This window comes from Sphingomonas sp. AAP5 (genome assembly GCF_004354345.1).
GTDB classification, from domain to species: Bacteria; Pseudomonadota; Alphaproteobacteria; order Sphingomonadales; family Sphingomonadaceae; genus Sphingomonas; species Sphingomonas glacialis.
In genome coordinates, this window is record NZ_CP037914.1 from 1 (window position 1) to 12657 (window position 12657).

Annotated in this window: 9 protein-coding genes; 6 read left to right on the plus strand and 3 right to left on the minus strand. The window is 63.3% G+C overall.

Translation table 11 applies throughout. From position 1 onward, the window contains the following. The 3 genes from E2E30_RS18620 (at position 1) to E2E30_RS18630 (ending at position 3060) form a co-directional block, all read left to right on the plus strand. Positions 1-939 carry a replication initiator protein A gene (locus E2E30_RS18620; protein WP_133192194.1) on the plus strand — a complete coding sequence of 313 codons (939 nt, stop codon included), beginning with the start codon at positions 1-3 and terminating at the stop codon, positions 937-939. A 482-nt stretch (positions 940-1421) separates the two neighbouring features. Continuing rightward, on the plus strand, positions 1422-2663 hold the full coding sequence (gene repC, locus E2E30_RS18625; RefSeq protein ID WP_133192195.1) for a plasmid replication protein RepC: 1242 nt from the start codon (positions 1422-1424) through the stop codon (positions 2661-2663). Positions 2664-2784: 121 nt separating this feature from the next. Beyond that, entirely contained in the window at positions 2785-3060 is a 276-nt protein-coding gene (locus E2E30_RS18630) for a hypothetical protein (protein ID WP_133192196.1), read from the plus strand. Here E2E30_RS18630 and E2E30_RS21105 read toward each other — a convergent pair. The 3 genes from E2E30_RS21105 to parA all read right to left on the minus strand — a co-directional run bounded on the left by E2E30_RS21105 (position 3027) and on the right by parA (position 5038). Beyond that, entirely contained in the window at positions 3027-3944 is a 918-nt protein-coding gene (locus E2E30_RS21105) for a lytic transglycosylase domain-containing protein (protein WP_240699136.1), read from the minus strand. The genes E2E30_RS18630 and E2E30_RS21105 overlap by 34 nt on opposite strands. Positions 3945-4160: 216 nt before the next feature. Next, positions 4161-4412, minus strand: a complete 252-nt coding sequence (locus E2E30_RS18640; RefSeq protein WP_133192197.1) for a plasmid partition protein ParG — start codon at positions 4410-4412, stop codon at positions 4161-4163. Continuing rightward, positions 4409-5038 (minus strand): ParA family partition ATPase, encoded by a 630-nt coding sequence (gene parA, locus E2E30_RS18645; protein ID WP_133192358.1) that lies wholly within the window; start codon positions 5036-5038, stop codon positions 4409-4411. The genes E2E30_RS18640 and parA overlap by 4 nt, the downstream gene beginning before the upstream one ends. Positions 5039-5192: 154 nt before the next feature. Here parA and E2E30_RS18650 point away from each other — a divergent pair, with 154 nt between their 5' ends. The 3 genes from E2E30_RS18650 (at position 5193) to E2E30_RS18660 (ending at position 12568) form a co-directional block, all read left to right on the plus strand. Continuing rightward, positions 5193-6032: a DUF7146 domain-containing protein gene (locus E2E30_RS18650; protein WP_133192198.1), complete on the plus strand. Its 840-nt coding sequence runs from the start codon at positions 5193-5195 to the stop codon at positions 6030-6032. A 61-nt stretch (positions 6033-6093) separates the two neighbouring features. Continuing rightward, positions 6094-10323 carry a strawberry notch family protein gene (locus tag E2E30_RS18655; protein ID WP_133192199.1) on the plus strand — a complete coding sequence of 1410 codons (4230 nt, stop codon included), beginning with the start codon at positions 6094-6096 and terminating at the stop codon, positions 10321-10323. Positions 10324-10483: 160 nt separating this feature from the next. Continuing rightward, complete coding sequence (locus E2E30_RS18660; protein WP_133192200.1) at positions 10484-12568, plus strand: ParB/RepB/Spo0J family partition protein; 2085 nt, start codon at positions 10484-10486, stop codon at positions 12566-12568. Positions 12569-12657 lie beyond the last annotated feature (89 nt).

Consider the following 12657-nt stretch of genomic DNA (forward strand, 5'->3'; position numbering starts at 1 on the left):
ATGCCCAAGGGTAAGGCGGCCGAGCCGCGAACATCGAGCCCGAAGGCCCCGGCCGGCGCCGACAAAAGTGCAGTGGCGCCCATGCAAGGCGACCTGTTTTCCATGGACAGCCCTCTGCGGGGCGGCGTTCACGGCGAGCTCTCGTTGATGGCATACCCGTTCTTCGCCTTGACGAAGCAGGCGTGGATGAAGCCACTCACCTATAGCACCGGGGATATCACTATTGAGGTGAACCCCGGTCACAAGGGTGTGGCAAATATCTATGACAAGGAAGTCATCCTCTACATCGCGAGCCTCATGGCCACGAAGATCGAGAATGGCGAGGAGGTAAGCCAGAACTTTGTGTTCACGGCTAATGACTTCTTTCGGGTCACCGGCGCTACCCCCTCTGCGAACGCTTACACGCGACTGTATGAAGCGCTGGAGCGGCTGCAAAGCACCCAGATCAAGACAGATATCGAGACTGGCGGGGAGGGAGAGGCCGGCTTCTTCTCTTGGGTCGAGACGGCTCGCCTCCAATACACCAAGACGCGAACAGGCGAGCGCCGATTGAAGGCGGTGAACGTCCGTCTGTGTGATTGGCTCTTCAGAGCGATCCTCAAGGATCGTAGCGTCATGCAATATGCGCCCAGTTACTTCCAGTTGAGCCCGATCAACCGTAGGCTCTACGAGGTGGCTTGCTTCCTCCGCTTCTCGGGCGTGACATCGATAAGACTGGGCGACCTTCAACACCAGATTGGCCATCAAAGCCTAACGCGGCTCTTCAAGCCTTACGTCGTTGAGGCCGCAAACGGCACAGTTCCGGGCTTTGAGTTTTCCATTCAACCGGCAGACGGAGCGTCTAAAAGCGCCAAGGTTTTCGACGACGTCGTTGTCATAAAGGAGGTGCCGACAGTGGCGGCCCCAATGAAGCGAGCGAAAGCTACTCCGGACAACTGATCTGGCCCGTTCGCCGGCTTAGCAGCAACGGTCGACCGAATGCGCTCTGCCGTCGATGTCTGCGAATCGCACCAGTAGTCCTGTCTACCTGCGAAAGCGTAGTCGATACCGCGAAGATTGCCTGGCTGCGTAGTCGATACCACGAACTTACGTGCGCAGGCGTAGTCGATACCACGAACCTTTTTCGGCAAGCGTAGCCGATACCACGAATACTCGTTGTTCCTTAACTTTTGCATCTGCGGCAGTGTGCTCGAGCGACATACCGTCGTATTTCTGGAGCTATGACCGTGGCCACATAAACGAATGCCCGGCACGAAGGCCGGGCACCCTGGAACCGTTAGATGGGCAGCGTCGCCAAACGCTGACCGGTCACTCGATAGACCTCCTATCTAGCCATTTCCGACGGAAGGTTCAAGGGAGCGCGATTCGCGCCACGCACGAGTTTTGCCTGCTGACGGTCCCTCCACTCGAGGGGGCGAACGATGACCTATACCCAAACCGCTTTCACGGGCCGCACCGGCGCGCGGCCGATCACGGCGCTGACACGCGAGCTCACCCGCCGGATGAAGGTCGTCGACGCGACTGGCATCCAGGTCTCCAAACAGGATGCGCGCAGGGCCGTGAAGGCGCTGAAAGGCGCGATTGGTGTCAGCAACGGCGCAATCGAGACGTTGATGGACCTCGTGCAGCTCACCTGGGAGGCCGACTGGACGGATGATCGCCCGCTGGTCGTCTGGCCAAGCAACCAACATCTAGCCGACGAGGTCAGGAAGACCGTGGCCTGCATCAAGGCACGGCTGCGCGAGCTGCGCGCTGCCGGCCTTATTCTCGGCCATGACAGCGCATCGGGACGGCGGAGCGGTTTCCGGAACCGTGACGGCGTTATCGTCGAGGCCTACGGTCTCGATCTGTCACCGATCCGACTGCGCTATGCCGAACTGAAAGACGCCGGCGATCGGCTCAACGCCCTCTATGCGCTCTTCAAGAGCGGCAAGAAGGAGATCGCCCGCGTCAGGCGGATCGTTGGCCAGGCCCTCGCCCAAGCGGCGGATCTCAACCTCACAGGCTCGCACTGGATGGCATTGCAGGACGCGATCGATGCAGCTGCCTTCGCAGCAGCGCAGGCCAAAGCCATGGGCGATGCAGATGGCTATCAAATCGCGCTCGACAGCCTAAGCGGGGTCGAGGACCTTGTTGGCGAGACGATCGATCAGTTCATGTTTTCAGTTGAAAATAACCCGTCGGGGTCAGCAGAATCTCCCTGCATACATATACAAACCATTCCCTCTAAAAAGTCCGTACAAGCTGATCGAGGATGTAGTTCTGACCCTGAGGTGGGGGTTCCAAACCAGGCGGTGCTCCCTCCCTCCCCGTCCAAGAGCATCCTCAAGGTACGGCCCTCCGATCTAGCCGACATGTTTCCGACGACGGCGATGTATCTGACGGAGACGAGGCCAAGCTGGTCCGACGCCCACAACGCTGCCGCGCGGTTGCGGCAGGATCTTGGCATCCGCTCGGGAACTTGGGTCGACGCAATCGACACGCTGGGGCGTGACGGTGCCGCGGTCGCGGTGATGATTACAGCCGAGCGGGAAGCTCGCAACGAGATCCGCCTCACCGCCGGCGCCTACTATGCGGGGATGATCGCAAGAGCTAAAAGAGGAGAGCTCGATCTTCAGAAGACCCTCTGGGGATTTAGGACCGAGCGAATGGCCGCGCACTGATGACGCCCCCTCCCCCTCCCCTCCAAGCGATCGCGCCGTCGATTTGTCGGGTGACCGCTGGTAACTTACCGGCGCTAGGAAGGTTAAGCGATCGTCAGCATCTTGCTGCTAGGTGGTCAACATGCCCCAAGCGACACTCCAGGCCTGGCTCTCCCTCTATGCCGCCGTCGGCGTCATGGTGGCGATGTGTGCCGTTTTCGCTGTCATCAAGACGGCGTACGACTATCGTTCCGGAACTAGCCGACTTCCGACCGCGACGGTGCTCGACAAGGTCCTTGTGGCGCCGCGGATGTGGGTCCGTTGGCAGCTCAACTACCTCCTAGGTGCGCCGGCCATCCTCGGTATCGCGCTCTACTTCGCTCATTACCTTGGGTTCGGCACGCTCGTCGACGTATAAGCCAGCATCTGGACCCCCCTGCCCCGCCATGTTGCGGCGATCGGCATTGCAGCGGTCTGCACGGACGCGGCTCTGTAGGCGCCGCTGCTCCACCCCTTGGTTATAGCAGCAACGTAGTCGATCGTTTCCCGAAATGGTGGGATCCGGCCTAAGGTCCGGACCCGACCGGGGCCGGCGTTGTAGGCTGCCAGGGCGAGGTCTACCCGCTTGAACTCATCGAGATGGGATCGAAGGTACTTGGCCCCTCCCCTTAGATTGGCCAGCGGATCCCGGGAGTCGAAGACACCCAGGCCGCGAGCTGTGTCGGGCATCAACTGGGTCAGACCAACCGCACCTTTGTTGGACACGATCAGAGGATCGTAGCGGCTCTCCTGCGCGACGAGCGCATCGAGGAGCCCGGTTGGCACGCCGGCCTCACAGGCGACCGCCGAGATCAGCGGGAAATACCGCGCGCGGCGTGCCTCCTGCCACGGCACCAGATCGCCACGAGGATGGTAAGGCGTCATCGAACAGGCGGCCGGGCTGTACATGTACGGAGCCACGATGCTCCGAGCGACCTGCGCAGCGCCGGTCATCACCCTCCCCGTCTGCATCCAGAGCGGGATCGCGATCGGCGGATTTGGGACCTCCGGAACGGCCGGCGCCTGCTCGAGACCTGCGATGCTCTGAAAATCGTTCTGCAACGCAGTCGGCGATACGCCTTGTTCCGCGAGATCAACGGTTGGCGGTTTTGCAGTCGCCCGTCCGACCTCAATCACGACGCCATCAGATAAGCCTCGGAACGCGACCAGTTCCGCCTGGCGCTGTGAAGCGACAACCGGTCCGGTAACGGCAGATGCCGCTACCAAGCCTGTGACAAATCTTAGCGCGCCGATGTGCTTCATTGCGCGAAACAGCCAGCATCGCCGAGCGTGGTCAACGTGGAAAAAAATTACCCTGTCGACGAGCGTTCGACGATGCGGTTCATCGAGGCCTGCAGCGCGGCGAACACTGCGGACCGGCTTTTGCGGAAAGCTGGCTACCCAGATTCCCGCAAATACGACGATGCGCCCTTTCGTGTTCCCGTATCGCAGGCTTTACGGATAACCGGAATTACGCCTTTACGACGCGTCGTATTTCTGGATTAGGAGGTCGCGTACCTCATCAGCGATTTTTGTACCCCTCATGGCGCACTGCGACTTGATCGCGCGATGCAGGCCTTCGGGAATGTCGATCGTAAGCCGCTTCATCTTAACGTCCGCGGCGCGCGGCTCCGCCGCCTTCTCCGCACCGGCCCCTACCCAAGCGTCGGCCTCCGCGGGCGGTGCTGCAGCGATCGACGGCCGCGGCCCGATGGTCACTTTCTTGCTCATGCCACGAACTCCATCAGTTCGGCGCGGACAGCCTCTATCTCCGTTGCGGCCGCGCTCTTGCTGTCGATCTCGAAAACGGCGCGCCCCGTTGCAGCCGCTTCGGCGAAGACCACCCGCTGCACGATCTGCGCGGTCATGGTTGGGATCTGATAAGCTGCCAGCGCCTCGACCACGTCCCGCCCAATCGCCGTCTTTGCGACTTTACGATTTACCACAAATGTGGCCTTCAGCCCTTCCTTAAATACTGAAGCTTCGACGATCAGCTTCACCACCTCGTCGGCTGCCCAGATATCGTACGGCGAGGGCTGGACGGGAACCAACACCACGTCTGCTGCCATGATCGCCGATCGTGCCAGTTCGGTTACCCGGGGAGGACCGTCGATGACGACATGGTCATATCCATGGCCGATCTGATCCAGTTCCTTATGGATCGTGGGGCGAGGAAAACCGACCACCGAGATCATCGGTTGATCCTGGCGGGCAGCGGCCCAGTCAAGCGAGCTGCCCTGCGGATCCGCATCGATCAGCAAGACGCGCGACCCATCGCGCGCCAAACTGGAGGCTAGATTGACGCTAAGCGTCGTCTTTCCGACGCCACCCTTCTGATTGAGCAATGCGACTATCATGGCCAAGCCACCTTCCGTGAAAGCGTGTAATCGTAAAACCTGCAAACTGCAAAAGCGGCTTATCGGCTTCACGCTTCGCCGTCTACTCGTAGAAGCGGTAATGTGCCTTTCTGTAGGAAGGGGAGGGGGTGAAAGGGGGTGAAAGGAGACGGGAATGTCCCTGATTGCCCTCAGACCAACCCAGCGCGTCGTCGACATTGTAGGTGCCCTTGGCGGCACTTGGCGTGGCTATATCGCGACGTGCCGCTGCCCCGCGCACGAGGACCGCGATCCCAGCTTGTCCGTCAGACAGGGGCACGACGGGATCCTCGTTCATTGCTTCGCTGGGTGCGATCCAGGCGATGTGCTCCGCGAGATCTCTCGGGTGCGTCCATCCACGAGCTTTCATCCTCCTCCCTCGAGAAGGGTGTCCAGCGGAAGCAACGTCGGCCGTATCTGGCACGAGGGGCTACCGGTCGACGCCACGCCAGCTGCTGAATACCTCTCCAGCCGCGGGCTCCGCTTGCCCCTCGAAAACCTCCGGTTTCATCCCCGGTGCCCGTGGGGTCCCAAGCCTTCGACCCGCTTTCTCCCGGCGCTCATTGTAGCAGTCCACGAGGGCAACACTCTTCGGGCGATCCAACGGATCTTCCTGGACGTCGCGCACGGCGGTTATCTCGACAAGGTGATGCTTGGCACTCCTGGTGCGGGCGCGTGGTGTGGCAGTAGGACAGGCGACACGCTCGCTCTCGCCGAAGGCTTCGAGACGGCCGCTGCTTTCACCCAGATCAACCAGATACCGTGCTGGGCGACCCTCGGAGCGGCGCGGCTCGACCGCATTCAGATCCCGACAGACGTGACACGGCTGATCATCGCCGAAGACAACGATCCCGAAGGACGTCGAGCGCGAACCAAGGCCTGGCGCGCCTATCGGGAACGCGGATTGACGCTCGCCCGCATGGCGCCGCCGCAACAATACGGCGACTGGGCCGACGTACTGAAGCCCAAGGGCTGAGAAGGGGAGGGGGAGCGGGGGACTGAGCTGCAGCACGCAGCCAGTCCCGGAGACCCGCACCATGACCGACCTGTTCGACCCCAAAGATGACCGTGCATCCGCTTGCACCGACGCCGCGCGCAGCCTCTTGCCGCTCTTCAGCGGCGATACGAAGCTCAGCCGCCGAGACCTGAACGACGCGATGGTTGCGGCCTATGGAGGCACCGACGCTGACGGGTGCTGGACCCAGCGTGACAGCTTCGAGGTCCTCGAACATGCGCTCGCACTCCACCTTGTGAGCAGCGCTCCGGCGCTGCAGTCACCGGCTGACATCCAGTTCGCCCTAGACCTGCTCGACCGCCTGCCGACGCAGACTGTACGCAGCGAGGATCAAATCGACTGGCAGCAGTTCTCAACGCCTGTCGACATCGCGGCGGTTGTGGTCCTGCTTGCCGCGGCGCAGCCGACCGACGTCGTTCTCGAACCGAGCGCAGGTAACGGTCTGCTTGTCGCCCAACTACCGAGGGTGGCTGCTCTGCACCTCAATGAGATCGACCCTGCCCGGCGCGCGCGGCTTGCCGCTTCCTTCCCCGGTGCCGAGGTTTCCGGCCACGACGGGGCGGCGATCGGCAGCACAATGACCAATCTGCCCCGTCCAAGCCTCATCCTCATGAATCCGCCGTTCTCCCGATCCGTCGGCCGCGGCTCCGACGCGCTTGCGGCCGTCCGCCATCTCCAGGCTGCTTTGAAGCGGTTGCTGCCGGGAGGGCGCTTGGTCGCCGTCATGCCGGATTGGTTCGCCAACTCCGCACGGATGGCCGATATCTGGGCCATGACGTTCGCCGGCATGGCGCTGCGAACCTCGATCCGCCTGACGAACGGCTATGGAAAACACGGGACCGGGGTCTCGGTCCGGCTGTACGTGATCGACAAGGCAGTGGGTGATACCACGACCGTCACGATATCGCGCCGGAACGTCGGTGAACTGATCGAAGCGCTTATCGTCCCGAAGCGGGGATCGCCACAAATCGAAGCCCTGGGGACCCCAGTTAAGCGGGGAGGGGCCGTTTCGCTCTTACGAGCCATGAAATCGCGGCCGGCTGTAGCGCCGCGCATCTTCCGCGCGCCGACCCGCAACGAGGTACTGCCGGTCGGCTACCAAGTGCTCGAGACACCAGCGCCGATCGCGGAGCAGGTCGGCGTCTATCTGCCGTACCGCCCCAGCCGGATCGTCTTCGAGGCGGCCGGGGAGCACCCGACGTCGCTGGTCGAGTCCGTGGCCATGGGTTCCATTCCAGCGCCGATTCCGTCACACATCCCACATTTGCCGGAACGGACCGTATCGGAACGCCTTCTGTCGTCGTCGCAGCTCGAAACCGTCGTCTACGCCGGTCACGCCTGGACGCAGTTCATCCCGGGCATGTTCACCTGCGACAAGGAAGGGGTCGGTCTCGTTCTCGACGCTGCCGGCCGCCAGTACCGCAAAGGCTTCTTCCTTGGCGACGGCACGGGAGCGGGCAAGGGTCGCCAGGTTGCTGCCATCATCCTCGACAACTGGTTGGCTGGACGACGCAAAGCGATTTGGGTGTCAAAGAATGAGGCACTCCATGCGGATGCTGTACGCGACTGGACGGCGCTTGGCGGCATGGCGGCAGATGTGCAGCCGCTGTCGCGCTGGAAGATCGATGAGCCCGTCACAATGAGCGAGGGGGTGCTGTTCGTCACCTATCCGACGCTGCGATCGGGTCGGGGCGACGCTTCGAGGCTCGAACAGATCATCGCATGGGCAGCAGACGACTTCGATGGCGTGATCGCCTTTGACGAGGCTCATGAGATGGGCGGGGTTGCCGGCGGCGAAGGGGCAATGGGCACCAAAGCAGGCTCACTGCAAGGCATCGCCGGCGTCCTCCTCCAGAACCGTCTCCCTGCCGCCCGTGTGCTATACGCCTCTGCCACCGGCGCCTCCGAGGTAAACAACCTCGCCTATGCCGTTCGGCTTGGACTCTGGGGACCGGAAACCTCGTTCGCCGACCGTGAAGCGTTCATCTCCGAAATACGCCAGGGTGGCATCGCGGCGATGGAGCTCGTTGCACGTGACCTCAAGGCAACCGGCCTCTACACGGCGCGCGCGCTAAGTTTCGCAGGTGTCGAATATGACATCTTGCGACACGAGCTGACCCCCGATCAGATCGACGTGTATGATCGCTACGCCGACGCCTGGGGTATCATCCACCGCAACATGGAGAAGGCGCTTGAGATCACCGGCGTCGTCGACGCACTGGACGGTGCGACCAAGAATGCCGGCGCCAAGGCGGCAGCGCGATCGCGCTTCGAGAGCTGCAAGCAACGCTTCTTCGGCTCCCTGCTCCTGTCCTGCAAGCTGCCAACCGTGCTCGCAGCCGTTCGCCAGCATCTCGATGCTGGCCAGTCGGTCGTCCTTCAACTCGTCAGCACCGCCGAGGCGATCCTCAATCGACGCCTAGGCGAACTCACTCCCGATCAGCGCGCGGAGCTCGATATCGACTTGTCGCCGCGCGAGGCGGTCATCGACTATCTGACCCGCGCCTTTCCGGTGCAGCAGATGCGCGACTACCGTGACGATACCGGCGAGGTGCGCTCACGTCCGCTCATCGACGACGACGGTCACTCGGTCACTAACCCCGAGGCGGAAGCGGCCCGCGACGATCTCATCGAACAGCTTTGCGCGCTCCCGCCGATCGCCGCGGTTCTCGACGGCGTCCTTACCCATTTCGGCCACGATACCGTCGCTGAAGTGACCGGTCGGACGAAGCGCCTTGTCCCGGCTGCAAACGGCACCCAAAAGCTCGAGACAAGATCGGGGCGCTCGACGCAGGCCGACGCTGCGGCGTTCATGGCGGGAAGCAAGCGGGTCCTCGTTTTCTCGGACGCGGGCGGGACGGGACGATCCTACCATGCCAGCCTTGACGCGGCGAACCAGGAGCAGCGAGTCCACCTGTTGCTGGAGCCGGGCTGGCGCGCCGACCGCGCGATCCAAGGGCTTGGTCGTACCCATCGTACGCACCAAGCCTGCTCACCGCTGTTCCGCCCCGTCACCACCGACTGCAAGGGTGAGTTGCGGTTTACCTCCACCATCGCCCGTCGGCTCGACAGCCTCGGTGCGCTAACCCGCGGGCAGCGTCAGACCGGCGGGCAAAACCTGTTCGATCCTGCCGACAATCTTGAAAGCGAGTACGCCAAGGCAGCGTTGATCAGCTGGTATCACCTGCTCCGAAGCGGGAAGCTGAAGAGCACCAACCTGCAGGACTTCACCCACCGCACCGGGCTCGAACTGACCGACCAGGACGGTGTTCTGAAGGAAGAGCTTCCGCCCATCCAGCGTTGGCTCAACCGTCTGCTGGCGCTGCCGATCGGCCTGCAAAACCTCATCTTCGACGAGTTTCTCGCACTGGTCGAAACGCGCGTTGCGGCCGCGCGTGAGGCGGGAACTCTCGACGTCGGTGTCGAGACCATGCTGGTGGAAACCGCGACCGTTCTCGACGATCGGGTCCTGCGGACGGACACGGTCAGCGGCGCGACCTCGCATCTGCTCACTATCGAGGTAACCCGGCGTCGCCACCCGGTGTCGCTCGACCGAGTACTGCGCCTGGTGGATGCCGACGACACCGCGGTGTTCGTGCGCAACGCGAAATCCGGGAAGGTCGCCCTCAAGACGCCTGCGCGGGCTGGTATGACAGAGGATGGCATGCCCGTGGCGCGCATCGAACTGATGCGGCCAACGCGCCGGGAGTACCTGGCTGCCGACGACCTCTATGAGACAGCCTGGGAGGAATGCCCTCGCGATACCTTCTCCAAGGCGTGGGCGGAGGAAGAAGAGCAGGCCCGCAACCACGTCGACACCGAGACAATCCGGCTCGCGACGGGGCTTCTTCTACCAATCTGGTCCGCGCTTCCCAGTACGCATCTGGCTGTCAGCCGGATCGTCGACGCCGACGGGAGATCTTGGCTTGGACGCATCGTGTTCCCCGGGGACCTTCATCAGCTGTTCGGCAAGCTCGGCCTTACCGAGGAGAGCTCGCTGTCGCCGAGCGAGGTCGTGCAGGCGGTCGAGAGCGGCAATGCCATTCCGCTGAAGCGTCCATTCGCCTGCGAGGTCAAGCGCGCGCGGGTGAATAGCCTACCACGCATCGAGATCGTCGGCCCTCCCGCCAACCAACTCGCCTGGCTCAAGTCGATCGGCTGTTTCACCGAGGTGATCGCCTACAAAACACGCGTGTTCGTGCCGGTGCCCGAGGCTGCCGCGGTTCTGGAGCGTATGCTCAGACCTCGATGACGTCGACGCCTCCAACGTCGCAAGAGCGCTCCACATCAGCCACCCGCGCACGAGCGCGGGCACAGGAGCGCCCGAGACAGGGAAGGAGAGGGGGAGCGAGAGGGTGTCCGGTTGGGGTGCGGCGAGACGTCGCGCGGCCGGGCACCCGATGGAGACGACGATGACCCAGACCGTGCCACTCGCAAAGCTGAAGCGCTCCGAGAAGAACGTCCGTACTACGCCGCCGCGGAACATCGAGGCGATGGCCTCGAGCATCCGTGCCCGTGGCATCATGCAGAACCTCCTTGTCACCGCCGCACGCCCGAAGGGCACGTACGAGATCATCGCCGGCGATCGGCGCTATCTCGGCGCTATGATGCTCGCCGATGCCGGTGAGATCGACGCGGCCACCTACGACGTGCCGGTCAAAATCGTCTCGGGCAACGACGCGGATCTGCGCGAGGTGTCGCTCACCGAGAACTTCCAGCGCGAGCCGATGACAGCGGCGGAGGAGTGCGTCGCATTTCAGCATTTCCTCAAATCCGACGGTGACATCGACGCGGTCGCAAACCGGTTCGGACAGACCCGGCGCTTCATTGAGGGGAGACTCCGGCTTGCCAATCTCGCCGAGCCGATTTTCGAAGCGTTGAGCGAGGGGCGCATCACGCTGGAAATGGCGAAGGCCTACGGCTCCACCGAGGACAAGGCCAAGCAGGAGCGCGTTTTCCAGCAGTATGGTCACTCTTCCTACGTGAACGCCGATCAGATCCGCCGCGCGATCGCGAACGACACGATGAAGGCGAGCGATCCTGTCGCGATGCTCGTCGGCGCCGACGCCTACGTCGCCGCAGGCGGCAAGGTCGAGTGCGACCTTTTCAGCGAGGATGGTGACCGTTGGTCAGATCCGGAACTTGCCCAAACCCTCGCGGCTGCCATCATGGAGGCCGAGGCAAAGCGCGTCGGTGAGGAGCAGGGGCTCGCTTGGGTTCGCCCGATCGCGAACACCAGCCTGTACGGCGCGACCGCGGACCTGCACCGCGTCACGCTCGAGCCGGCACCCCTCGACGACGAGGAGGCGGCACGCTCCGACGCCATCGTCGAGCGCTGCGAGGCACTCGAGGAGCAGATGGCAGACGAGGATCTCGAAGAAGCGGCGTACGCAGCGCTCGAGGAGGAGTTCGAGCGGCTCCGCGAGGAATATCAGGCGCTCCACTCCAAACCGCCCGTGCTGGCCGACGAGATGAAGGGCAAGGTCGGCACCTTCCTGACGCTCGGCCGCGACGGCAAAATGACGCTCGAGTCCACGTACTTCAGCGAAACGCCGCTGAAAGGTGCAACCGGCGACGGTGCGACCAGCTCGAGCCGCAGCGCTCGCGACACCTCGTCGCTGCCGCCCGAGGCGGTTGCACCTGGCGGCAAGCCGTTGAGTGCGCGGCTTCATGACGAACTCGCGGTGCAGCGCCGCGATATCCTCGCGGCATCGATCCTTGCCGATCCCGCCCTGGCTCTCGACTACATGCTGTTCGCCATGGCGGACCAAGGTCGCAGCTATAGTCGCTACGGCACGACGATCACGGCCGGGCGCCCGCAGGATCCCCAGATGCCAAAGGACCAGCCGGCGACCCAGGCACAGCTCGCGATCGGTGAGGCGCGTGAGGCGCTGGTCAGCGACTGGACCACGGCAGCCAGCCCGGTCGAGAGGTTCGAGGCGTTCCGCGCGCTGGATGACGACGCCAAGGCATCCTGGCTTGCGGTCACAGTCGCATCGTCGCTCGAGGCGAAGCCGGACTACAGCTCGGCAAAAACCAACCCGCTACACGGCCGTCTCGCATCGATCCTCGAGATCGACGTTGCCAAGTGGTGGCGGCCGACATCGGCGAACTTCTTCGACCGCGTGTCGAAAGGTACGCTGCTTGCTCTCCTCACGGAGGTCGGGGGGCCGGTGCTCGCCGCACGCTACGTCGGCTCAAAGAAGGGCGAGATCTCGACGTCGTGCGAAAAGCTGTTCGCGGGCGAGGCCATCACCGAGGCGGAGACCAAGGAAGCGGCTCTTGCCTGGGTTCCGGATGCAATGCGCTTCGATGCTGTCTCCTCGCTTGGCGACGCGGACATTGACGAGACCCTCGACGATGAGGACGCCGGCGATGCCGAGGGCGGTCTCACCAGCGACGATCCCCTCGAGGAGCTCGCGGACCACGGCCACGACGATCACGAGGACGCACTCGAGCCCGTCAACGACGATGCGACGCTAATCGCGGCCGAATAGGTCCGCCGTCCACACGCTGCCTGGCCCATCTCGGGCCCGACTAGCGGCCGCCTCGACACCGGGGCGGCCGCCTTTTCCGTTTCTGGGGA